Here is a 23,927-nt window from a genome sequence, read left to right as displayed (position 1 = left end):
ACGACGACAGGTAAGACAGGTAAACGCCAGAACTAGTGGTTTGCGTTAAGGATGGCGCAACGATGATCCTGAATTTCTTCCGCTGAAGCCCGGTTCAGGGTCAGCAGGTTACGCTCCGTCGCCAGCAGCACCAGCGAGCCGTCGCTCTGCTGCGCCATCGCCAGCGCAAAGCGTCCCATATGTTCGCGCGCCTCCGGCACCTCTTCCGCCAGCATCAGGAACGGGCTGCGCTGGGCCAGTTCGGCCTCCGTCACCCGGCGCGCCAGGTATTCATGGCCCTGAAGCCCGCCCGGCAGCGGCAGCCAGCGGCTGCTGACCGCCGCCGCATCCTTATCTAACTGCGCGCGCACATCGGGGCGCAGGCAGGAGATATGAATATGGAAATGGTTTTGCGTGCGTCCGCTGCGCGAGTTAATCGCCAGTGATATCGCGTTATCGGGAACCGGCGCGCCGTGACGCTGACTCATGATTTCACGTCCCTGCCAGGCCTGCCAGAAGAAGTTCGGCGTCAACGGGTCCAGCAGCAGCGGGCTTTCGGTGCCGTTAATGCGGTAGGTCGGCATCAGCAAATACTGCAGCGGGCCGTTACGGTCTTTAAACAGCACATAGCCGCCCTTGAGGTTCACTTCCGCGCACGGCGACGGGTTTTGCTGCTGTTGCTGATGGGGTACGCACTGCTGCAGGACAATCTTGCGTAATGCGTCCGGGTTGCCGGAGTGCAGCCAGTAGTAGCCGCCCGCCAGCGCCGCGAGGATCGCCACCAGCAGCGCCAGCAAAAAGTATCTTACTCTTCTCATTTTCATTCCCTGTTAAGCCTGAAGCGGAAGAGTAACGTAATTTGATGACTAAATGAAAACAGATGGCGGGCGGGGAGTTATCCCGGGTAGCGGCTGACGCCTTACCCGGGCTACGGACGGTGCAAATAGTAGCCCGGCTAAGCGCAGAGAAAGCCGGGGATTCCCCGGGTCGCGGCGTTCCGCCTTCCCCGGGCTACCAGACGAAGCAGAACTGTAGCCCTGCTAAGCGTAGCGCAAGCAGGGACAAGAGGATTAACGCTGGCTAATCTGGTCGAAGGTGCCGCCGTTGGAGAAGTGCTCTTTCTGCGCTTTCGTCCAGCCGCCGAACTCCTGATCGATAGTAAACAGCTTCAGTTTCGGGAACTCGTTAGCATATTTCTTCGCCACATTCGGATCGCGCGGGCGGTAGAAGTTCTTCGCCGCAATCTCCTGGCCTTCCGGCGAGTAGAGATACTTCAGGTACGCTTCCGCCACCTGGCGCGTGCCTTTTTTATCCACCACTTTGTCGACCACAGAGACGGTCGGCTCAGCCAGAATCGACTCACTCGGGGTCACGATTTCAAACTTGTCTTTGCCCAGTTCGTTGGTCGCCAGCAGCGCTTCGTTTTCCCAGGCAATCAGCACATCGCCGATGCCGCGTTCTACGAAGGTATTGGTCGAACCACGCGCGCCGGAGTCCAGCACTTCCACGTTTTTATACAGCGCCTTGACGAATTCCTGGGCTTTGGCCTGGTCGCCGTGATTCTGATGCAGAGCATAGCCCCAGGCTGCCAGATAGTTCCAGCGGGCGCCGCCGGAGCTTTTCGGGTTCGGGGTAATGACCGACACGCCCGGTTTGATCAGGTCGTTCCAGTCATGGATCTGTTTCGGGTTGCCCTTGCGGACGAGGAACACGATGGTTGAGGTATACGGTGCGGAGTTATCCGGCAGGCGTTTCAGCCAGTTTTTATCGATACGGCCGCGTTCAGCAATGGCGTCTACGTCGTAGGCCAGCGCCAGTGTGACCACATCCGCTTCAATACCGTTAATCACTGAGGTCGCCTGTTTGCCAGAACCACCGTGCGACTGGCGGATCACCACGTTGTCGCCGGTCTCCTGCTTCCAGTGCGCGCTAAACGCTTTGTTGTACTGTTCGTACAGCTCGCGCGTTGGATCATAAGAAACGTTTAAAAGCTGAATGTCTTTTGCCAGAACGCTGGCGGATGCCAGCAACAGAGTTAACCCTACGCCCCACTTATTCATCGCACCGCTCTCTTTATGTGTGTTGTGATGGGCTAAGCGTGCCAGAAAGCGATTCAATGATTAAAGAATAAAAAAAGATTGGCTATAACTTGTGGATATAAAGAGGTGAATAAGGATTGCCCCCTCCCGGGCGGGAGAGGGCGCGAAGCGATTAGACTTCTTCCATACGGCCCAGCAGCGCCTGCAGGCGATCCTGCCAGCCCTGCTGTTGCTCTTTCAGCTGGCTGTTTTCGCGCTCCAGCTCTTCACGACCATGCTGCGCGCTCTGAACTTCCTGAACCAGGGTGTTGTTCTTTTCTTTCAGCTCTTCGATTTCCATCTGCAACAGAGTGATGGTATCAATCGCCTGCTGAACTTTAGATTCTAATTTCTCAAACACTTCTAATGACATCGTCATACCTCTCCTGAACTTGCAAGGCGTTGATAGAAACTCGTGTTTCGTATACGCGGTCCCGCCTTAACGAAAATTAGCGCACATAGCGGTGTTATCGTCGATTGTATGAATCCCCGCCGCCCCTGTCCAGCGGCAAGCCGCGCAGATTGCGGTTTGCAACACTTTTCAGTCTTTACCTGGTGCTTTCAGCGCAGTTCGCTCGTACTTCATGGGTCATTGTTAATTTTATGGTTAACAAAATGCGAGGTGAAACGCTCCGGCACCGGTCTCAATGCGCGCGGATGGCGCGAAAACGCTCATTTTCTTGACGCGGTACACACATTTGAAGTTCGATATTTCTCGTTTTTGCTCGTTAACGATAAATTAACACTATGCCTACATGGCAATATGGTCGTCTGTGACCACCCTACATACAATAATCATCACCACGCTTCAGGATTCGATTATGAGCCAAACATCAACCTTAAAAGGCCAGTGCATCGCAGAGTTCCTCGGTACCGGGTTGTTGATCTTTTTCGGCGTTGGGTGCGTGGCTGCGCTCAAGGTCGCGGGAGCCAGCTTCGGGCAATGGGAAATCAGCATCATCTGGGGTCTGGGCGTCGCCATGGCGATCTACCTGACCGCTGGGGTCTCCGGTGCGCACCTTAACCCTGCGGTAACTATCGCACTGTGGCTGTTCGCCTGCTTCGATGGCCGCAAAGTGGTCCCTTTTATCATTTCGCAATTCGCTGGCGCCTTTTGCGCTGCGGCATTAGTTTACGGGCTTTACTACAATCTTTTCCTCGATTATGAAACCACCCACCATATGGTCCGCGGCAGCGTAGAAAGCCTCGATCTGGCCGGCATCTTCTCCACCTATCCGAACCCGCATATCAATTTTGTGCAGGCCTTCGCGGTAGAGATGGTGATTACCGCTATCCTGATGGGCGTCATCCTGGCGCTGACCGACGATGGCAACGGCGTGCCGCGCGGCCCGCTTGCTCCGCTGCTGATCGGCCTGCTGATTGCGGTGATTGGCGCCTCCATGGGACCGCTGACCGGCTTCGCCATGAACCCGGCGCGTGATATCGGCCCGAAAGCTTTCGCCTGGCTGGCCGGCTGGGGCGACGTCGCCTTCACCGGCGGCAAAGATATTCCTTATTTTCTGGTGCCGCTGTGCGCACCGGTGGTCGGCGCGGCGCTGGGCGCATTCAGCTATCGTAAGCTGATTGGCCGTCACCTGCCTTGCGACACCTGCGTGGAGGAAGAGCAACAGAGCCCCTCCTCTTCCACCACTCAACATAAAGCTTCGCTGTAATCTGACTACGGGACACCGACTATGACCGACAAAAAATATATCGTTGCGCTTGACCAGGGCACTACCAGCTCCCGGGCCGTTGTGATGGATCATGATGCCAATATCGTCAGCGTCTCCCAGCGAGAATTTGAACAAATTTATCCTAAGCCAGGCTGGGTCGAACATGACCCGATGGAAATCTGGGCTTCCCAAAGCTCGACGCTGGTCGAAGCGCTGGCCAAAGCGGATATCAACTCCGATCAGATCGCGGCCATCGGCATCACCAACCAACGTGAGACCGTGGTGGTGTGGGAGCGTGAGACCGGTAAACCCATCTACAACGCCATCGTCTGGCAGTGCCGCCGTACCGCGGAGATCTGCGAGCAGCTCAAGCGTGACGGGATGGAAGAGTATATCCGCAAGGCCACAGGCCTGGTGGTGGACCCCTACTTCTCCGGCACCAAGGTAAAATGGATCCTCGACCATGTCGAAGGTTCCCGTGAACGTGCGAAACGCGGCGAGCTGCTGTTCGGCACCGTTGACACCTGGCTTATCTGGAAGATGACCCAGGGCCGCGGGCACGTTACCGACTACACCAACGCCTCACGTACCATGCTATTCAACATCCACGAGCTGGACTGGGACGACAAAATGCTCGACGCGCTGGACATTCCGCGCGCCATGCTGCCGGAAGTGCGCAAGTCTTCCGAAGTGTACGGCCAGACCAACATCGGTGGTAAAGGCGGGACCCGTATTCCTATCGCCGGGATCGCCGGTGACCAGCAGGCGGCCCTGTTCGGCCAGCTGTGCGTCAAAGAAGGGATGGCGAAAAACACCTACGGCACCGGCTGCTTTATGCTGATGAACACCGGTGAAAAAGCGGTCACCTCCACCCACGGTCTGCTGACCACCATCGCCTGCGGCCCGCGCGGCGAGGTGAACTACGCGCTGGAAGGGGCGGTGTTTATGGCCGGCGCGTCCATTCAGTGGCTGCGTGACGAGATGAAGCTCATCAGCGATGCCTTCGATTCCGAGTACTTCGCCACCAAAGTGAAGGATACCAACGGCGTATACGTGGTACCCGCGTTCACTGGTCTTGGCGCACCATACTGGGACCCGTATGCCCGCGGCGCGATTTTCGGCCTCACCCGCGGCGTGAACTCCAACCACATTATCCGTGCGACGCTGGAGTCCATCGCCTATCAGACCCGCGATGTGCTGGAGGCGATGCAGGCAGACTCTGGCATTCGTCTGCACGCCCTGCGCGTGGACGGCGGCGCGGTGGCTAACAACTTCCTGATGCAGTTCCAGTCCGATATCCTCGGCACCCGTGTCGAGCGTCCGGAAGTACGCGAAGTGACGGCGCTGGGCGCGGCCTATCTGGCGGGTCTGGCGGTCGGTTTCTGGCAGAATCTGGACGAGCTGCAGGAGAAAGCGGTGATTGAGCGCGAATTCCGCCCGGGGATTGAAACCACTGAGCGTAACTATCGTTACAGCGGCTGGAAGAAAGCGGTGAAACGCGCGTTAGCGTGGGAAGAGCACGACGAAGCGTAAGATTGTGGAGGTATTCCCGGCTTGCGGCGTAAACGCCTTAGCCGGGCTACAAAACCCCAAACAGCACGATCTTGTAGCCCGGACAGGTGCGCAGCACCGCTTCCGGGTTTTTTATCAGCCAAACATCGGCAGCAGCAGGTATAGCTTAATCACCAGTGCGTTGACGATGTCGATAAAGAACGCTCCCACCATCGGCACCACCAGGAAGGCCATATGTGACGGGCCAAAGCGGTCGGTAATCGCCTGCATATTAGCAATCGCCGTCGGCGTTGCGCCCAGACCAAACCCGCAGTGGCCCGCCGCCAGCACCGCGGCATCGTAATTCTTGCCCATCATCCGGTAGGTAACGAACACCGCATACAGCGCCATCGCCAGCGCCTGCACCGCCAGGATAATAATCATCGGCAGCGCCAGCGAGGCCAGCTCCCACAGCTTGAGGCTCATCAGCGCCATGGCGAGGAACAGCGACAGGCTGACGTTGCCCAGCACCGATACCGCGCGATCGAACACCCGGTACAACCCCGCCAGCGCCAGGCTGTTGCTAAGGATCACGCCGATAAACAGCACGCAGACGAAGGTCGGCAGCTCGAAGACGCTGCCCGCCAGCAGTTGCGCAACCACCTTGCCCACCGTCAGACAGATAGCGATCAGGGCGATACTTTCGATCAGCACCAGCGAGGTGATCACCCGCCCCACGTCCGGTTTTTCAAAGGCGGTTGGCGCCACCTGATCGTCCGGTGTGCCGTCCGGAGAGGAAGAGTGCTTCACCAGGTAGCGAGCCACCGGACCGCCGATCAGGCCGCCCAGCACCAGGCCGAAAGTCGCGCAGGCCATCGCCACTTCGGTGGCGTTGGCAAAACCGTAGCGTTCAACGAACAGCTTGCTCCACGCCGCCCCGGTGCCGTGGCCGCCGGATAAGGTAATCGACCCGGCCAGCAGGCCCATCAGCGGATCCAGCCCCAGCAGCGTCGCCATGCCGATACCGAGGGCATTCTGCAGCAGCAGCAGGCCAACCACCACGATCAGGAAAGTGCCCAGCACCTTGCCGCCGGCCCGCAGGCTGGCGAGGTTGGCGTTAAGACCGATGGTGGCGAAGAACGCCAGCATCAGCGGGTCTTTCAGACTCATATCGAAATCAATTTCGATATCCATGCTTTTCTTCAGCACCAGCAGCGCCAGCGCTACCAGCAAACCGCCGGCAACAGGTTCAGGAATGGTGTATTTCTTGAGGAAGGGAACGGTTTGCACGAGTTTTCTGCCGAGCAATAGCACAAGCGTTGCGGCAACGAGCGTCGATAAGGTATCGAGGTGAAACATAAAAAGCTCCTTATGGGCGCATGATCCATTCACACGCGACGTAATTCCTGGTGTCTTTAGCTTCTCATCATGAGGAGTCAGAAGGGGATTTTACGCAGAACAGCGGAAAAAATGACAGAAAAAGATATTTTGTATCCTTAATGATGCGATTTAGCATACAAAATGTTAATAACCTCGTTGCGCATATTCACGGCATAAATTTTTATGACCAAATGCTGGCAAACGTTTGCTTTTGGTCTACAGTCCGATAAAATTCCCGCTTTGCCACCTTGGGATTGCTTGTGATGTCCGTTAACACCGCAGAGTCAGAAAATGCGCAACCGGTTGCGCATAAATCAGCTAGCGAATTAATCTACCGCCTCGAAGATCGCCCACCGCTACCGCAAACCCTGTTCGCCGCCTTCCAGCACCTGCTGGCGATGTTTGTCGCGGTGATCACTCCAGCGCTGTTAATCTGCCAGGCTCTCGGTCTCCCGGCGCAAGATACCCAACATATCATCAGCATGTCGCTATTCGCTTCCGGTGTCGCCTCTATTATTCAGATCAAAGCCTGGGGCCCGGTCGGCTCCGGATTGCTCTCCATCCAGGGCACCAGCTTTAACTTTGTCGCCCCGCTGATCATGGGCGGTACCGCGCTGAAAACCGGCGGCGCCGACGTCCCCACCATGATGGCCGCCCTGTTCGGCACCCTGATGCTGGCCAGCTGCACGGAAATGGTGCTCTCCCGCGTCCTGCACCTGGCGCGCCGCATCATTACCCCGCTGGTCTCCGGCGTGGTGGTGATGATTATCGGCCTGTCGCTGATTCAGGTCGGACTGACTTCCATCGGCGGCGGCTACGCGGCGATGGCCGACCACACCTTCGGCGCGCCGAAGAACCTGCTGTTGGCGGGCATCGTGCTGGCGCTGATCATTATTCTCAACCGCCAGCGTAATCCCTATTTGCGCATTGCTTCGCTGGTGATTGCCATGGCGGCGGGCTATCTGGCGGCATGGTTCCTCGATATGCTGCCAGCCAATACCGCCCCGACCAACAGCAGCCTCATCACCGTGCCAACGCCGCTCTACTATGGTCTCGGCATCGACTGGAGCCTGCTGCTGCCGCTGATGCTGGTGTTTATGATCACCTCTCTGGAAACCATCGGCGATATCACCGCCACCTCGGACGTCTCCGAACAGCCGGTTTCCGGTCCGCTGTATATGAAGCGCCTGAAAGGCGGCGTGCTGGCTAACGGCCTGAACTCCTTTGTTTCCGCGGTCTTCAACACTTTCCCGAACTCCTGCTTCGGCCAGAACAACGGCGTGATCCAGCTGACCGGCGTTGCCAGCCGCTACGTCGGTTTCGTGGTCGCCCTGATGCTGATCGTCCTCGGTCTGTTCCCGGCGGTGAGCGGCTTCGTGCAGCACATCCCTGAGCCGGTGCTCGGCGGCGCCACGCTGGTGATGTTCGGCACCATTGCCGCGTCCGGCGTGCGCATCGTCTCCCGTGAGCCGCTGAACCGTCGGGCGATCCTGATTATCGCCCTGTCGCTGGCAGTGGGCCTCGGCGTGTCGCAGCAGCCGTTAATCCTGCAGTTCGCCCCAGACTGGCTGAAAAACCTGCTCTCTTCGGGAATTGCCGCCGGTGGTATCACAGCGATTGTTCTGAATTTAATTTTCCCGCCAGAAAAAGCCTGATCTGACGCGCTCCCGGTCGCGCCATTGGCCGGGACGCTTTCCACGACCTGCCTCATCACGGAAATAAACCACGCCCGCCTTGAGAAGTGCGCCTAAATCGGGCATAACACGGTGATGTGCATCTCACAGAATGGAAGACCATGAAATTTCTTGGAAAGCTGATTCTCTGGCTGCTAGTCGCTCTGCTGCTCGTCATTGTTGGCGCGTGGTTCCTGCTGCAAACCCACTGGGGCGCCCGCCAGGCCAGCGCCTGGCTCAGCAATGGCACCGGCTGGCAGGTCTCCTTCGATGCGATGGAACACGATTTCTCCTCCCCTCTTCATGTGCAGTTGCAAAACGTCACCTTTGGCCGGGAAGGCAAGCCGGCCACCCTGGTGGCAAAAACGGTCGATATTGGCTTCAGCACCCGCCAGTTTAGCGATCCGCTGCATGCGGATGAGATAGTCCTTAACGACGGCACTCTGAATCTGTCACCCCACTCTGCAGACCTGCCGTTCGCTGCCGACCGGCTGATGTTGCGCAACATGGCTTTCAACAGCCCGGAAACCGGCTGGGCGCTCAGCGCGCAGCGCGTCACCGGCGGCGTCAGTCCATGGACGCCGGAAGCGGGCAATGTGCTGGGGAAAACGGCGCAGATCCAGATGAGCGCGGGCTCGATGACGCTCAATGGCGTCGAAGCCAGCAACGTTCTGATTCAGGGCAGGATTGATCAGGGTGAAGTGACCCTCTCCACCCTCGGCGCCGATGTCGCCCGCGGCACCTTAACCGGCAATGCGAAACGCAGCGCCGACGGCAGCTGGCTGGTGGATAACCTCCAGCTCAATGAGATTCGACTGCAGAGCCCCGCCTCGCTGGCCGAGTTTTTCGCGCCGTTAACCACGGTCCCCTCTCTGCAGATTGGCCGCCTGGATATCACCGACGCCCGCCTGCAGGGGCCGGACTGGGCGGTAACCGACCTCGACCTGAGCCTGCGCAACCTGACGCTCAGCCACGGCGGCTGGCAGAGCCAGGACGGCACGCTGTCGATGAACGCCAGCGAATTTATCTACGGCTCGCTGCACTTCTTCGACCCGATTCTGAATGCTGAATTCTCTCCCCAGGGCATTGCGCTGCGCCAGTTCTCCTCGCGCTGGGAGGGCGGCATGGTGCGCACCTCCGGCAACTGGCTGCGCGCTGGTAACGCGCTGGTGCTCGACGACACCGCCTTCGCCGGACTGGAGTACACGCTGCCGGCGAACTGGAAACAGCTGTGGATGGCGCCGATGCCAGCCTGGCTGCAAAGCCTGACGCTGAAAAAATTCAGCGCCAGCCGTAACCTGATCATCGATGTGGATCCTGCCTTCCCGTGGCAAATTACCGCCCTCGATGGCTATGGCGGCGAGCTACAGCTGGTGAAAAACGGCAACTGGGGAGTATGGAACGGCAGCGCGACGCTGAACGCCGCGGCGGCGACTTTTAACCGGATCGACGTGCGCCGCCCGTCACTCAAGCTGAGCGCGACGGCGTCGACGGTCAATATCACTGAGCTTAGCGCCTTCACCGAGCGCGGCATTCTGCAGGCCACCGCCGCGGTATCCCAGCTGCCGCAGCGCCAGGTCAATCTGAGCTTTACCGGCCGCGGCGTGCCGCTGAATATTCTGCAGGCCTGGGGCTGGCCGTCGCTACCGATAAGCGGGGATGGCAATCTCCAGCTGACCGCCAGCGGCAGCGTGCAGGCCGATGCCCCGCTCAAGCCGACGGTCAACGGGCAGCTCAGCGCCGTGAATATGGAGAAACAGCAGGTGGCGCAAATCATGCGCAACGGCGAGGTCAGCCCCGCCCCCGCCGCGCCGCAGTAACCCCCCCCCCCCCCTTATCTGGCCCTCTCCCCACGGGGAGAGGGCATGCTTTCCGGCAAACTCCGCTCTGGCCACTCCCTCTCCCTTTCAGGGAGGGGGTTAGGGTGCGAGTCCTGAAACCTGTGTGCAATACGCGGCTATCTGTACCTATTTAGCGCAACAGGTTCCTTTCAAATATCAGAATTGCTATAACCAAATTACTGGAAGTCGATAAAAAACCGCTCCCTGTACCTACAAAAATATAAAAGGATCAATCATGCCTGAAATACGTCAGCGTATTCTGGAGAATATGCAAAAATTCTCCCGGGCCATGATCGGCGCCGTATTGTTCTTGCCGGTCATTGGCTTAATTCTGGCCCTCAGTTCAGTATTAACTAATCCGACATTAATTGCTGAAACCAGTTTCTTACATCAGCTTGGGCAAATGCTCGGCGACACTTTTTGGCCTTTATTTGGCAACCTCGGCTTATTATTTTGCGTCGGCATTAGCTATGGCCTGGCAAAGGATAAAAAAACCGAAGTCGCGCTGGTTGCAGTGATGTGCTTCATTATGTTCCTTGGCGCCAACCACTCCTGGCTGGAACACACCCACGGACTCGCCGAAAAAATTAACGGTGAATATTATGGCACCGGGCAAACCCAGCTGCTGGGCTTTGTGGTGGTGGATATGGGCGTTTTCCTGGGCATTATTCTCGGCTGCACGATTGCGTGGGTGCACAATAAAGTCTCTGCCATTGAGCTGCCTGGCGCGCTGTCGATGTACGGCGGCGCCAAGCTGACGCTGGTGGCGATGACGCCGGTGGTTATCTTCTACGCCATCGCCTTTACCTGGATTTGGCCCTTTATGACCCACGGCATCTCCGCCCTCACCGGTTTTATGAAAAATGCCGGGGTCGCCGGGGTCTTCGTCTATGGTTTCTTTGAAAAATTCCTTATCCCCACCGGCCTGCACCATTTCGTCTGGTCCCCCTTCCAGCTCACCCAGATTGGCGGCACCCTGCACGTGGACGGTCAGGTGGTCTCCGGGACCCAGGCCATTTTCCTCGCCTATATGCGCCACCCCGACCTGACGCCGGTCATGAACGACGCATTACGTTTTTCGCAGCAAGGGATGACCACTATCTTTGGCCTGGCAGGCGCCTCGCTGGCGTTCTACCACACCGCGAAACCGGAGAAGAAAGTGATGGCGAAGGCGATTCTGCTGCCGGCGATCATCACCTCGATGCTGACCGGTATCACCGAACCGATTGAGTTCACCTTCTTGTTTGTCTCGCCGCTGCTGTGGGTGATCCACGCGACGTTAACCGCCGCCTCGCAAGCCATTTGCGACATCTTCACCGTACGTCCCTGGGGAGCATCGGGCCTGATCGAGTTTCTGATCTATAACCTGCCGCTGCCGGTCTCCTTAACGCGCTGGCCGGGCTATGTCCTTATTGGTATCGGCCAGTTCGCCGTCTACTACGTGATTTTCCGCACCCTGGTGGTGAAGCTGAACCTGAAAACGCCGGGCCGGGAAGATGACGAGAACGTGAAGCTTTACAGCAAAGCAGAGTACCGCCAGAAAGTCGCGCAACCGCAGTCGGTCACCGATGACATCATCCGCGGCCTCGGGGGCAAGGAGAATATTCTCTCCGTCGATAATTGTTTTACTCGCCTGCGCGTGGCCGTGCGCGATATGGCGCGGGTTGATGACACGCAATTAAAAAATACTGGCGCCAACGGCGTCGTACGAAATCGAAATGAAGTTCAGGTTATTTATGGCGTCAAAGTGGGACAGGTACGTTCCCGGGTTGATAACTGGTTAGCAGAAAATTAATGAGGAGTTTGTATGAAATTAACCGTATTAGGCGGGGGCGGCGTTCGCTCTGCATTTTTAGCGAAATCTCTGGCCTATAACGCTCACCGCATTGGTTTAACAGAAGTGGTTTTTCTCGATAACTCTGCTGATAATCTGGCGATATTTGGCGAAATTGCCCGCTATGTATTTAATACTATTCGCCCGGATATTCAGTTTAGTACCACTACCGACCCGGTCGCGGCGCTGCAGGATGCCAACTATATCATTACCACCCTACGGGTTGGCGGTGACGAAAGCCGCATTCGCGACGAACGCATTGCGCTACAGCATAACACCCTCGGCCAGGAGACCACCGGCGCCGGCGGTTTCGCGATGGCCATGCGTTCGATCCCGGCGATCCTTCGCTATTGCCGGCTGATCGAAGAACATGCCGCCGAAGACGCTATTCTGTTTAACTTTACCAACCCGTCAGGCCTGGTGACGGAAGCGATCGTCAAGTCCGGTTTTAAGCGCCGGGTCTATGGGATCTGCGATGCTCCCTCCGAGCTGATTCGTGAACTGCCGGCGATCCTTGGTTGTGAAGAACGCGACCTCAGCGTGGAATGCTATGGGCTGAACCATTTCTCATGGTTTACCCACTTCACCGTACGCGGGGAAGAGGTAACCGAACGGCTGATCGCCAGCCCGGAACTGTACCAGAAGACGGCGATGCAGTACTTCTCCCCGGAGCTGGTGCGGCTTTGCGATAATCAGCTCCTCAATGAATATCTCTATTATTACTACTATCGAGAGGTGGCGCTGAAGGCGATTCAGGAAGCCGGCGAGACGCGCGGAGAGCAGATCGCCCGTATCAATCAGGAGATGCGCGAAGCGCTGCGCACTGTGGATGCCAGAACGCAACCGGAAGCCGCTTTCACCATCTGGATGCAGCATTACCTGCGCCGGGAAAACAGCTATATGCAGAATGAGTCGCAGCAGGAAAAATTCCACACCCGCGAACCGCTGACGCTGCGCCAGTTTATCGAAGAGCCGGACACCGGCGGCTATGCCGGGGTGGCGCTGGATATCCTGGAAGCGGTGAACAGCACCACCACCAAGCGTATCGTGGTATCGATCCAGAATCACGACACGCTCGACTTTTTGCGCCCTGACGACGTGATCGAGATCAGCTGCGACCTGAGCCGGGATGGCCTCAAGCCGGTGACGCCGGTGAAGGTGCCGACGGCGCAGAAGAATATGATTTCCTGCGTGAAGGAGTATGAGCGGCTGGCGGTGGCGGCAATCCTGCAGCAGGATAAATCGCTGGCGGTGCGGGCGCTGATGGCGCACCCGCTGATCGGTTCCTATTCGCTGGCGAAAACCCTGGTCGAAGCCTATCTCGACGATGAGCAATTCGCCGCCTGGCAGTAACCCGCATTGCCGATGGGGCTACGAACGGAGCGGTTTGTGTTTTATGTAGGCCGGGTCAGGCGTAAGCCGCCTCCCGGCAAAATAGCCGCATCACCCGGTAGCCCGGATAAGGCGCCAGCCGCCATTCGGGAACTCCCCCGCTCGCACCGCGCTTAGCGGGGCTACGAACGGAGCGGTTTGTGTTTGATGTAGGTCGGGTCAGGCGTAAGCCGCCACCCGACAAAATAGCCGTATCACCCGGTAGCCCGGATAAGGCGCCAGCCGCCATCCGGGAACTCCCCCCGCTCGCGCCGCGCTTAGCGGGGCTACGAACGGAGCGGTTTGTGTTTTATGTAGGCCGGGTCAGGCGTAAGCCGCCTCCCGGCAAAATTGCCGCATCACCCGGTAGCCCGGATAAGGCGCCAGCCGCCATCCGGGAACTCCCCCCGCTCGCGTCGCGCTTAGCGGGGGCTAACTATTACTACGTAGGCTGGTAAACCACATCTTCAACAGTCGCTCAAAGCCTAAGATGCAGTAGCCGAAAAACGGGTTGCTCCAGTAAATATCATCGTCGAACTTCTGCGGGTCGTGAATAATAAACGCCGTATCCGCAGCCTGCGCCAGCGGGCTTTGATAGTCGCCGGTAAAGCAGACCAGATTAATCTCCTTCCCCTCCAGGGCCTTCACCCAGTTGAGCGCCGAGCTGCTGCGCCCGGATTTAGAAACGATCCAGATGGAGTCGAAGCGGGCGGCGTTTTTCTGTTCGAGGATTTCATAATCGGGCCACAGCGCCAGGCTGGCATTCACGCCGGTGACGAGGAACTTGTTGTAAATATACTGGGCGATTAGCTGCGAAAAGCCGCTGCCGTGGATCAGGATGCGCTGCTGTTTAAGGCTTGCCAGCAGCGGCGTCAGCGCTTCTTCCGGCTGAACGCTCATGTAGTCGATATCGTTGGTGACATCGAGCTTCGGCATGGTGATATTGAACTTGATGAAATAGACCAGCTCCAGCCAGCCGCTGAACTTCAGTTTCTTCGCCAGCCGGACCAGCGAAGAGGGGTTGCTGTAGCACTGTTCGGCCACAGCGCGGACTCCCTGGCGGATACACTGCTCCGGGTCGTTCTGAATAAAGCGCAGCACGGTCATTTCCGTTTTGCTTAGCTTCACGTCACGAAAGATATTTTCTAAGTCCATGGCGGGCTCCTCTCAACGGCAGAATACGCTAACACCGTTCGGCGACAGCGTCTGCGGCCTGAGTCACCACTATGAAATGAACGTTACTTTTTGTACAAAAATGAAATAAAAAAACCCTCGCCGCTGGCGGAGAGGGTTGCAGCCGTTAAGATGGTGTTTTACAGGGTAATCGTCAGCGTATTGCCCTCGGCGCTCACTACCATACCCCATTCGCTGCCGGCCTGAGTCCCGCCCTGCACGCCCGCGACCTGCGGGATATTGCGCAGGCACAACGTCCAGCCGCGGGCCTCGCCTTCGCCGCTCACGGCGATGGTGTTGCCCTGGCGCCTGGCCTTCAGGGTGAAAATCGTCGAGCCGTCTGCCGCCGGAACGTCACAACGTGCCTCGCGTCCATCCTCGAGGTGGAACAGCTGGAAGGCGGTGCCCTCATGCCAGGCGTAATCCGGCTTCTGGTCATTGTTGCCCAGCGCCAGCAGGGTGTTGTCGCGAACGTAGACCGGCAGGCTCAGCGCATCGTGATGCTGCTTATGCCAGCGGCTACCCGGTAATTCATCGTTATGCCACAGGTGCGTCCAGCGCCCATCCGGCAGATAAAATTGCACCTCGCCCGCTTCGGAGAACACCGGCGCCACCAGGACCGAATCACCGAGCATATACTGGCGGTCAAGATAGTCGCAGGCCGGATCGTCCTGAAACTCGAGCATCATCGCACGCAACATCGGCGTGCCGAACTCGTTGGCCAGCGCCGCCTGGCGATAGAGATACGGCATCATGCGGCATTTCAGCTGCGTGAAGTGGCGCACCACGTCGCAGGACTCTTCGTCGTAAGCCCATGGCACCCGATAGGATTTGCTGCCGTGCAGCCGGCTGTGGCTGGAGAGCAGGCCGAAGGCGCACCAGCGCTTGTAGACGTGGGCCGGCGCGGTGTTTTCGAAACCGCCGATATCGTGACTCCAGAAACCGAAGCCGGACATGCCGATCGACAGCCCGCCGCGCAGGCTTTCCGCCATCGATTCGTAGTTGGCGTAGCAGTCGCCGCCCCAGTGCACCGGGAACTGCTGCGCGCCCACCGAGGCGGAACGGGCGAACAGCACCGCCTCCTGCTCGCCGACGGTCTCTTTCAGCACCTTCCACACCAGCTCGTTATAGATGAATGCGTAGTGGTTGTGCATTTTCTGCGGATCGGAACCGTCAAACCACTGGACGTCGGTCGGGATACGCTCGCCGAAGTCGGTCTTGAAGCAATCGACCCCCATCGCCACCAGGCCTTTTAACTTGTCGGCGTACCACTGGCAGGCTTCCGGGTTGGTGAAGTCATAAATCGCCAGCCCCGGCTGCCACTTATCCCACTGCCACAGCGAACCGTCCGGGCGCTTCAGCAGGTAGCCCTTCTCTTTCAGCTCCTTGAACACCGGCGAGCGCTGGCCGATGTACGGGTTGATCCACACGCAGACCTTCAGCCCTTTCGCCTTCAGGCGTTTGATCATCCCTTCCGGGTCCGGGAAAGTTAGCGGATCCCATTCAAAATCGCACCACTGGAAGGCCTTCATCCAGAAGCAGTCGAAGTGGAAGACGTGCAGCGGCAGATGGCGCTCAGCCATGCCGTCGATAAAGCTATTCACCGTCGCTTCGTCATAGTTGGTGGTGAATGAGGTCGTCAGCCACAGACCGAACGACCATGCCGGCGGCAGCGCCGGGCGGCCGGTGAACTGCGTATAGCGGTTAAGCACCGCTTTCGGCGTCGGACCGTCGATCACGAAGTACTCAAGGTATTCGCCTTCAACGCTGAACTGGACTTTAGAGACTTTCTCCGAGCCCACCTCGAAGGAGACGCGCTGAGGATGATTGACCAGCACGCCGTAGCCGCGGTTGGTCAGATAGAAGGGGATATTTTTGTAGGATTGCTCGGTGCTGGTGCCGCCGTCTTCGTTCCAGGTTTCTACCGTCTGGCCGTTGCGCACCAGCGCGGTAAAGCGCTCGCCGAGGCCGTAGACGGTTTCGCCGACGCCGAGGTCGAGGCGCTCAAACATGTAGTTGCGCTGGGTCTTACTATCCTGCACGTAGCCGTTGTTTTTCAACTGGCTACCGGTGATGCGCACGCCGTCGCGCAGAAAATCCAGCGCCCAGAATTCACCTTTAGTGACGCGCACGCTGAGGTTGCCGCTTTTCAGCTCGGCGAACCCGGCCGTATTTTCTATTTCGACATGGATGTCTTTCTGCACGTTCAGCGGATAGTGCGGGCCGTTATCCAGCGCGCCCTGGAAGTGCGCCATGCGCACGCCGATTATCCCTTCCTGAGGCGAGAAAAAGCGCAGGGTGAACAATGGCGTATCCAGCTGCCAGGCACGTTCGCGAACATCGCGCGGCGCGGCATAGACCACCATTTCATTCCCCTGCTGTTCCACCTCGTAAACCTGTACGGGTTGGATCAGGTTGAGCCCTGGTTGAATGAGCCAGTTTCCATCACTGATTTTCATTAAAACGTCCTCTTAGTTTTGCCATTCTTTATCGATCGGGGCTGCGGTGAAATCTTGTTCGTTTCGACGCGCGCCCTCGGCCAGCTCGGCCATCATTTTTTTCAGGAACGGCGTTTTCAGCGTGTAGTAGCGTTTGGCGATCACCGCGCTCAGCAGGTAGCACACCGCCGGAACGAGGGTGAACAAGGCGATAATGATGGTGAGGGTGGCGCTGTTCTGGGTTTTAGCGGCGGCGTCATAGCCGCCGCCGGCCAGCATCCAGCCGATCAGCGCGCCGCCCAGCGCCAGCCCTAACTTGAGCACAAACAGGGTGCCGGCGAAGCTGATGCCGGTCAGGCGTTTGCCGTTACACCATTCGCCGTAGTCGACGGTGTCGGACATCATCACCCACTGGATTGGCGTCACCAGCTGGTGCAGTACGCCAATGATGAAGATAAAGACGAACATGGTGATTTCGGCGTCCATCGGTACGAAGAACATCGCCACGCTGAGCACCGCCAGGAGGGCGTTGGTCCACCAGAAGACGCTGACTTTGCATTTCCAGTCGGTCAGCGGTTTCGCCAGCGCCGAGCCAATCAGGTTGCCGACGCAGTAGGTGGTGAGGAAGACGGTGAACAGCGCCGCCGAGCCCATGATCCAGGTGGTGTAGTACATCATCGCGCCGCCGCGAACGCAGACCGCGAGGATATTGAGGATGGTGAGCACGCCAACCACCCGCCACTGGTCATTGCGCCAGATATCGCGCAAGTCTTCACGCATCGAAGTGCTGCTCGGCGGCGCTTCGACACGCTCTTTGGTGGTGAAAAAACAGAAGGCCAGCATCAGGAAGGCGACCACCGACAGCACCGCGATGCCCCCCTGGAAGCCGAGCGCTTTGTCTTCGCCGCCGATAAAGTTGACCAGCGGCATCATCAGCACGGTGGAGAGCATGCCCCCCGCCGTCGCCAGCACGAAGCGCCAGGACTGCAGCGAGATGCGCTGTGTGGGGTTGTCGGTGATCACGCCGCCCAGCGCGCAGTAGGGGATATTCACCACGGTGTAGAGCAGGGTCAGCAGCGTGTAGGTCACGGCGGCGTAGATCAGCTTGCCGTTGTGGCTTAAATCCGGCGAGCTGTAGGCCAGCACGCAGACGAGGCCGAACGGGATAGCGCCGAAGAGGATCCACGGGCGGAACTTACCCCAGCGGCTACGGGTGCGGTCGGCAAGCAGGCCCATGCACGGGTCGGAAATCGCGTCCAGCGCGCGCGCCAGCAGGAACATGGTGCCGACAAAGCCGGCGGGGATACCGAAAATATCGGTGTAGAAAAACATCATGTACAACATGACGTTATCAAAAATAATGTGGCTGGCGGCATCACCCATGCCGTAACCAATTTTCTCTTTGACGGACAAAATATGATCTTTCATATGCGCACTATTCCCTTAGCGGCACCGCGGATTGGTACCGGTTACGATTTTTGTAAACCTTTGCCGCAGTAAGATGAATTGCGATATCTCGTTATCAGATTACGTTTCTTGTTTTCTGTGATCGTGGTAGGGAATCAGGGAGTGAAAAAGTGTAACTCACGGATTTTGTGAGGATTTGTCCAGGACTGTTCTGTAAAGTCCAGTTTTAACAGTAAAAAAGTGCGTTTAGGTATGTGGTAAACGGCTGAAAGTAGCTATAATGCGCCCCGCCTCCATGTAGCAATCGAGGCGCGGAAGATCGTCATCTCCGGTGAGGTGGCTGGACTTCAAATCCAGTTGGGGCCGCCAGCGGTCCCGGGCAGGTTCAACTCCTGTGATCTTCCGCCAGTTTGCCTCTGCTCCCCCAAAGCCACGCCATACCAACCTGAGCACCCCCAAACTCATCATCCCAGCCAATCATTTTCATCCAAACCCTGCGTTATTTTGTCTCTCGCAAACCCGTTACACTGGCGCGGTGGCCGCGTGCCGTTGCCAACCGAAACAGGAGAGCCATAATGACCCCCGAACTCAGACACTGTTTTTCCATTACCATCCAGGTTGATAAACCGATAATTGTCTCCCGCAGCCCGCAGACCGGTAAGCGCCAGCTGATCCCGATTATCGGCGGCAGCGTCTCGGGTCAACTTCGCGGCCACGTATTACCCGGCGGCGTCGACAGCCAGATAATCGAACCCGACGGCACCTGCAGGCTGTCCGCCCGCTATGCCCTGCAGGTGGCGGAAGGCACGGTCTATGTGGAAAACAATGGCATCCGCCGGGTGCCGGCCCAGTATCATGACCAGCTTTTCGCCGACGATATGCGCTTTTTTAGCGATATTCCGCCAGAAGCCATCTATTTTCGCACCGTGCCCACCTTTGAGGTGGATGCTCCCGCGCTCAGCTGGCTAACCACCTCGCTGTTTATCTGCGCCGGTGGCCGGACCCAGGATGGGGTGATGCTCGACTTCTATCAGGTGGGCTGATTTTCACTTTCTGCATATAACTGTTATTGCCGTTAGCCCGTTTTTCCCCTCCCGGCAGCGGTCTACGATGGCTCCATCTTTTCATTCACCCGAATCACAGACCGGAGCAGTTATGAAAGCTATCGCCATTACTCAAGCCGCCGCTGACGGCAACAACATCCCTTCTTTAACCGAGATCGACCTGCCGATCCCCACCGCCCACGGGCGTGATCTGCTGGTCGCTGTGAAGGCTATCTCGGTCAATCCGGTAGACACCAAAGTGCGCGCCGGCTTTCAGGGTGACACGCCGCGGGTGCTGGGCTGGGACGCCGTTGGCGTGGTGCAGTCCGTCGGTGAGGAAGTGACGCTGTTCGCGCCCGGGGACGAGGTCTGGTACGCCGGCGCGCTGGGCCGGGCCGGCAGCAACAGTGAATATCAGCTGGTGGATGAGCGCCTGGTGGCGCACAAACCGCGCACCCTCGATAATGCCTCCGCCGCCGCGCTGCCGCTGACGGCGATCACCGCCTGGGAGCTGCTGTTTCACCGTCTCGGCGTTGAGGAAGGCGGCAATGCGGGCGACACGCTGCTAATCGTCGGCGCGGCGGGCGGCGTGGGGTCTATCCTGACCCAGCTGGCCAGTAAACTGACCGCCATGACGGTGATCGGCACCGCCTCGCGTCCCGAGAGCCAGCAGTGGGTCCGCGAGGCGGGCGCGCACCATGTGATCGATCACAGCAAGCCGCTCGCCGACGAGCTGGCGCGCATTGGCATCAGCGCGGTAACCCATGTCGCCAGCCTGACCAATACCGAGCAGCACTTCAACGCGCTGATCGACGCCCTCGCCCCGCAGGGCAAGCTGGCGCTGATTGATGACCCGGAGACCCTGGACGTGGTGCCGCTGAAAGCGAAAAGCCTGTCCCTGCACTGGGAATTTATGTTCACCCGTTCAATGTTTGAGACGGATGATATGATCGCCCAGCATCAGCTGCTCACCTGCGTGGCGGCGCTGATCGACAACCACACTATCAAAACCACCCTTGGCGAACACTACGGCGCCATCACCGCCGCCAATCTGCAGAAAGCGCATCGCCAGCTGGAAACCGGACGCGCCGTCGGCAAGATCGTGCTGGAGGGGTTTTAAGATGATATCGCTTATCGCCGTGCTCAAGGCGAAACCGGGCCAGACGGACGCCCTGCGCCAGGCCCTGCAGGCGCTGCTCCTGCCGACAAGACAGGAGCCGGGCAATCTCGACTACGCCCTGTTTCAGCTGCGCGACGCGCCGGACACCTTCTACATGCGCGAGGCGTGGCAGGGACAGGACGCCCTCGATGCGCATGTCGCGATGCCCTATTTTCAGGCGTTTATGACGCAAATGGAGTCCCTGCTGGCTGAGCCGCTGCGGCTGGACTACCTGACGGCGATTGAGCCTTAGCAGGTTCGATTCACGAGGGGTGGGAAAATCACGCCCCTCCGCCGCACGGGCTTAAAAGTGGGCGGGAAGCGGGTGAGCAATGGTCCTCAGCACACCGCGATGGATCGTAATATAATCACCTTTACGCAGCTCCGACAGAATCGACATGATGCGGCTACGCGACAAGTTGGTACGGCGAAGGATAAAGTTTAATACGTTGATTTTTCGACGATACGCCTCCGGATAGCCTGCCAGCTCCATTAACAGGGTTCGCACCATCAGGTAAGAATCCACCCCCATCAGCTCTTGCTCACGCATGCTCAACACCATCAACCGCTGCGCCAGGATATGCGTGACATGGCGCCACAGGTTTTGCTCATTCAGGATATCAACAGCAGCCTGGTGTGATATCCAGCGCCCATGCAAATCCGTCTCGGCAAACAGCACGTAGTGCCGTTGTTGTGGGATATCATCAAATAGCCCATAACCATCCATAAATCCTAATATCGACGGAGAAAAAAGCGGGGTTACCACCATCTGTTTTTCCCCATGACAAATTGAAGCAATCCCCTCTTCAAGCATAATGACCCCAGGCTCGGCCTGATCTGGACGAAAATCATAATTGCTCTCTCGCGCCAGTTCAAAGGGCGCACTGGCGGGACGAAATGCCGTGAATAAGGACTCCAACGCCAATAATGGTTTTGTCCGGCTTCCGTAATAAAAAGACGGTAACGCCTGGTCGGTAGAGGGGCTGGCTGCAGTTATCGACATGGTTTTTATGCTATCGGTCAGGTTGAAAAAGAGATTCGTTGAGAATCATAGTATCAACAGGTGAAATAACGAATAAAAGACAAGACGTTACGGAGATAAAAAGAGTGTAAGCATCGTTATCTACAATAATTATTTCTCTCTATTTTACAGGATTAAATAATATTATTTGCCGTAAATACCTATAAGGCTTAGCGGCGATAAAGATAAGGCCACCTTATTATTTACTGCGCTGGCTAACGCCGCGCCTGAGGGTTTCTCAACCGCTTTCCCCCTCGCATCTCGGCCAGTCCAGGCTACGCTTATCGATGCCACTGACCACCCGCATTCCCCTCCCGTTCTATTGAGTCCATTCATCAAGAAGAGGTTTCGCTATGCTGATCAATGCTATTGGTACCTACTCCGCCAGCCAGCCGCTGGAATCAATGGCCATCACCCGCCGCGAGCCGGGGCCACAGGATGTACAGATCGCCATCGCTTACTGCGGCGTCTGCCACTCCGATCTCCACCAGGCGCGTTCGGAATGGGCGGGAACGCTCTATCCCTGCGTGCCGGGGCATGAAATTGTGGGTCGGGTGACCGCGGTCGGCAACGCCGTCTCGCGCTACGCCGTCGGCGATCTGGTGGGCGTCGGCTGCATGGTCGATAGCTGTCAACAGTGCGAAGAGTGCGCTGAGGGGCTGGAAAACTACTGCGACCATATGGTGCTGACCTATAACGGGCCGACCCAGGACGCGCCGGGACACACGCTTGGCGGTTATTCACAGCAGATCGTGGTCAATGAACGCTACGTGCTGCGGATAACCCATCCCGAAGCGCAGCTGGCCGCCGTCGCGCCGCTGCTGTGCGCCGGGATCACGACATACTCGCCGCTGCGCCACTGGCACGTCGGGCCGGGTAAAAAAGTCGGCGTCGTCGGCATCGGCGGCCTCGGGCATATGGGGATCAAGTTGGCCCACGCCATGGGGGCCCACGTGGTGGCCTTTACCACCTCCGAATCCAAGCGTAATGCGGCCAGAGCGCTGGGCGCCGATGACGTAGTGGTGTCGCGCAATGAAGACGAAATGGCGGCCCACGTCAAAAGCTTCGATTTTATCCTCAACACCGTGGCGGCGCCGCACAATCTCGATGCCTTCACCACGCTGCTGAAACGTGATGGCACCATGACCCTCGTGGGCGCTCCGGCCACGCCGCATCCATCGCCGGAAGTGTTCAATCTGATCTTCCGCCGCCGGTCAATTGCCGGCTCGATGATCGGCGGTATCCCGGAAACCCAGGAGATGCTCGACTTCTGCGCCGAACACGGCATCGTCGCCGATATCGAGCTGATCCGCGGCGATGAGATCAACGAAGCCTGGGAAAGAATGGTCAAGGGTGACGTGAAATACCGCTTCGTGATCGACAGTGCGACCCTCGCCGGCTAAGCGCCGCGACGAAAGGTGCGCCGCCATTCCGTCGGGCTGACGCCAAAGCGTGCTTTAAACTGCTGGCGCCAGGTGACCGCTGAAAGATAGCCCACCGCCTCCGCCACCTGCTCGACCGGCAGATCGCCCGCCTCAAGCAGACTCTGGCTGCGGCGCAGACGTTCGGCGGTCAGCCAGTCGGTAATGCTCATCCCGGTCGCCCTGGCGAAGTGGCGGGTCAGGGTACGGCGGCTCATCGCCACCACCCGGGCCAGCGAATCGAGACTGTGCGGCTCGGCAATATGCTGCTGCAGATAATCCAGCAGGCAGTTAATCCGTGCATCGCGGGTGTTTTTCGGCACCGGCTGAGCGATAAACTGCGCCTGGCCGCCCTCGCGGTGCGGCGAAACAATCATCCGCCGGGCGATCTGGTTGGCCGCGAGGCTGCCGAAACGCTGGCGGATGAGATACAGACAGCAGTCCAGCGCCGCCGCGGTGCCCGCCGAGGTGATCACTCGCTGGTCATCGACATACAGGGCATTGATATCCAGTTGCACCTGCGGAAACAGGCGCTGGAAATCCTGCTCGAACTCCCAGTGGGTCGCCGCTCGCCTGCCGTCCAGCAGCCCGGCGTAGCCGAGGACAAACGCGCCGAGACACAGGCCGACGATTTCCGCGCCGTTATCCCGCGCCCGCACCAGGCTATCAAGCAGTGCCTGCGGCGGACGCCGATCGACCTCGCCCCAGTAAGGCACCACCACGATATCCGCCTGTTCCAGCGCGGCGAAATCGCCGGTGGCGTACAGCGCAAAACCATCGCGGGCGCGCAGCAGCCCCGGCCGCTCGGCGCAAATGTGCAGATGAAAGCGTTTGATTTCAGAGACCGAATCGCCAAACAGCATGCAGGGGACGGCGTAGTGAAACGGGCTAAAGCCCTCTACAGCGACAATCGCCACGTCGGTGAGTTTCATCGTCCTTTCCCCT

The 23,927-nt window shown here is 58.3% G+C and carries 19 protein-coding genes and 1 tRNA gene; 11 read left to right on the top strand and 9 right to left on the bottom strand.

What is annotated here, in order from left to right; translation table 11 throughout:
- Nucleotides 1-32: 32 nt before the first annotated feature.
- The 3 genes from R0140_RS00460 to zapB all read right to left on the bottom strand — a co-directional run bounded on the left by R0140_RS00460 (nucleotide 33) and on the right by zapB (nucleotide 2,436).
- Nucleotides 33-803, bottom strand: coding sequence for a CDP-diacylglycerol diphosphatase (locus R0140_RS00460; RefSeq protein ID WP_162493227.1), 771 nt, complete (start codon nucleotides 801-803; stop codon nucleotides 33-35).
- 246 nt (nucleotides 804-1,049) lie between these two features.
- Nucleotides 1,050-2,039, bottom strand: a complete 990-nt coding sequence (locus R0140_RS00455; RefSeq protein WP_002922936.1) for a sulfate ABC transporter substrate-binding protein — start codon at nucleotides 2,037-2,039, stop codon at nucleotides 1,050-1,052.
- A 151-nt stretch (nucleotides 2,040-2,190) separates the two neighbouring features.
- Entirely contained in the window at nucleotides 2,191-2,436 is a 246-nt protein-coding gene (gene zapB / locus R0140_RS00450) for a septal ring assembly protein ZapB (RefSeq protein WP_008806812.1), read from the bottom strand.
- A gap of 442 nt (nucleotides 2,437-2,878) precedes the next feature.
- Here zapB and R0140_RS00445 point away from each other — a divergent pair, with 442 nt between their 5' ends.
- Both R0140_RS00445 and glpK read left to right on the top strand, forming a co-directional pair.
- On the top strand, nucleotides 2,879-3,730 hold the full coding sequence (locus R0140_RS00445; RefSeq protein ID WP_012540293.1) for an MIP/aquaporin family protein: 852 nt from the start codon (nucleotides 2,879-2,881) through the stop codon (nucleotides 3,728-3,730).
- Nucleotides 3,731-3,751: 21 nt separating this feature from the next.
- Nucleotides 3,752-5,263, top strand: a complete 1,512-nt coding sequence (gene glpK / locus R0140_RS00440) for a glycerol kinase GlpK (RefSeq protein ID WP_032756033.1) — start codon at nucleotides 3,752-3,754, stop codon at nucleotides 5,261-5,263.
- Nucleotides 5,264-5,377: 114 nt separating this feature from the next.
- Here the strand turns inward: glpK and gltS are convergent, their stop codons facing one another.
- Complete coding sequence (gene gltS, locus R0140_RS00435) at nucleotides 5,378-6,580, bottom strand: sodium/glutamate symporter (protein ID WP_008806809.1); 1,203 nt, start codon at nucleotides 6,578-6,580, stop codon at nucleotides 5,378-5,380.
- A gap of 284 nt (nucleotides 6,581-6,864) precedes the next feature.
- Between gltS and R0140_RS00430 the strand changes: the two genes are divergently transcribed.
- From R0140_RS00430 to R0140_RS00415, 4 genes are all read left to right on the top strand, one after another.
- Nucleotides 6,865-8,256, top strand: coding sequence for a nucleobase:cation symporter-2 family protein (locus R0140_RS00430; protein WP_008806808.1), 1,392 nt, complete (start codon nucleotides 6,865-6,867; stop codon nucleotides 8,254-8,256).
- A 140-nt stretch (nucleotides 8,257-8,396) separates the two neighbouring features.
- Nucleotides 8,397-10,094, top strand: coding sequence for an AsmA family protein (locus R0140_RS00425; RefSeq protein WP_032731498.1), 1,698 nt, complete (start codon nucleotides 8,397-8,399; stop codon nucleotides 10,092-10,094).
- A 256-nt stretch (nucleotides 10,095-10,350) separates the two neighbouring features.
- Nucleotides 10,351-11,910: a PTS transporter subunit EIIC gene (locus tag R0140_RS00420; protein ID WP_032756036.1), complete on the top strand. Its 1,560-nt coding sequence runs from the start codon at nucleotides 10,351-10,353 to the stop codon at nucleotides 11,908-11,910.
- Between the two features lie 12 nt (nucleotides 11,911-11,922).
- A complete protein-coding gene (locus tag R0140_RS00415) occupies nucleotides 11,923-13,302 on the top strand; it encodes a family 4 glycosyl hydrolase (RefSeq protein ID WP_008806805.1) in 1,380 nt (459 codons plus the stop codon).
- A 450-nt stretch (nucleotides 13,303-13,752) separates the two neighbouring features.
- On the opposite strand, the gene R0140_RS00410 is transcribed toward R0140_RS00415, so the two are convergent.
- From R0140_RS00410 to R0140_RS00400, 3 genes are all read right to left on the bottom strand, one after another.
- Nucleotides 13,753-14,475 (bottom strand): MurR/RpiR family transcriptional regulator, encoded by a 723-nt coding sequence (locus tag R0140_RS00410; protein WP_012967042.1) that lies wholly within the window; start codon nucleotides 14,473-14,475, stop codon nucleotides 13,753-13,755.
- Nucleotides 14,476-14,633: 158 nt separating this feature from the next.
- Nucleotides 14,634-16,952: an alpha-xylosidase gene (yicI, locus tag R0140_RS00405; protein WP_064144413.1), complete on the bottom strand. Its 2,319-nt coding sequence runs from the start codon at nucleotides 16,950-16,952 to the stop codon at nucleotides 14,634-14,636.
- A 12-nt stretch (nucleotides 16,953-16,964) separates the two neighbouring features.
- Nucleotides 16,965-18,359, bottom strand: coding sequence for a glycoside-pentoside-hexuronide family transporter (locus R0140_RS00400; RefSeq protein ID WP_008806802.1), 1,395 nt, complete (start codon nucleotides 18,357-18,359; stop codon nucleotides 16,965-16,967).
- Between the two features lie 292 nt (nucleotides 18,360-18,651).
- Here R0140_RS00400 and R0140_RS00395 point away from each other — a divergent pair.
- From R0140_RS00395 to R0140_RS00380, 4 genes are all read left to right on the top strand, one after another.
- A tRNA-Sec gene (locus R0140_RS00395) sits at nucleotides 18,652-18,746 on the top strand.
- A 167-nt stretch (nucleotides 18,747-18,913) separates the two neighbouring features.
- The gene (locus tag R0140_RS00390; RefSeq protein WP_004181550.1) at nucleotides 18,914-19,381 is read left to right on the top strand and encodes a DUF3237 domain-containing protein; all 468 of its coding nucleotides are present in this window, start codon (nucleotides 18,914-18,916) and stop codon (nucleotides 19,379-19,381) included.
- 112 nt (nucleotides 19,382-19,493) lie between these two features.
- The gene (locus R0140_RS00385) at nucleotides 19,494-20,501 is read left to right on the top strand and encodes a zinc-binding alcohol dehydrogenase family protein (RefSeq protein WP_032756043.1); all 1,008 of its coding nucleotides are present in this window, start codon (nucleotides 19,494-19,496) and stop codon (nucleotides 20,499-20,501) included.
- A gap of 1 nt (nucleotide 20,502) precedes the next feature.
- On the top strand, nucleotides 20,503-20,793 hold the full coding sequence (locus tag R0140_RS00380) for a putative quinol monooxygenase (protein ID WP_008806799.1): 291 nt from the start codon (nucleotides 20,503-20,505) through the stop codon (nucleotides 20,791-20,793).
- A 51-nt stretch (nucleotides 20,794-20,844) separates the two neighbouring features.
- Here R0140_RS00380 and R0140_RS00375 read toward each other — a convergent pair whose 3' ends face one another.
- A complete protein-coding gene (locus R0140_RS00375) occupies nucleotides 20,845-21,543 on the bottom strand; it encodes a winged helix-turn-helix transcriptional regulator (protein ID WP_032756046.1) in 699 nt (232 codons plus the stop codon).
- A gap of 371 nt (nucleotides 21,544-21,914) precedes the next feature.
- On the opposite strand from R0140_RS00375, the gene R0140_RS00370 reads away from it, so the two are divergent.
- Nucleotides 21,915-22,964 carry an NAD(P)-dependent alcohol dehydrogenase gene (locus R0140_RS00370; RefSeq protein WP_032756049.1) on the top strand — a complete coding sequence of 350 codons (1,050 nt, stop codon included), beginning with the start codon at nucleotides 21,915-21,917 and terminating at the stop codon, nucleotides 22,962-22,964.
- On the opposite strand, the gene R0140_RS00365 is transcribed toward R0140_RS00370, so the two are convergent.
- On the bottom strand, nucleotides 22,961-23,914 hold the full coding sequence (locus R0140_RS00365; RefSeq protein ID WP_012540290.1) for a GlxA family transcriptional regulator: 954 nt from the start codon (nucleotides 23,912-23,914) through the stop codon (nucleotides 22,961-22,963). The two genes, R0140_RS00370 and R0140_RS00365, sit on opposite strands and share 4 nt — an antisense overlap.
- Between the last annotated feature and the right edge of the window lie 13 nt (nucleotides 23,915-23,927).

Source organism: Klebsiella sp. w6 (genome assembly GCF_033100215.1).
Taxonomy (GTDB): Bacteria; Pseudomonadota; Gammaproteobacteria; order Enterobacterales; family Enterobacteriaceae; genus Klebsiella; species Klebsiella variicola.
Note: the sequence above shows the minus strand (reverse complement) of the source record. Positions and strands in the feature narration are given on the sequence as shown.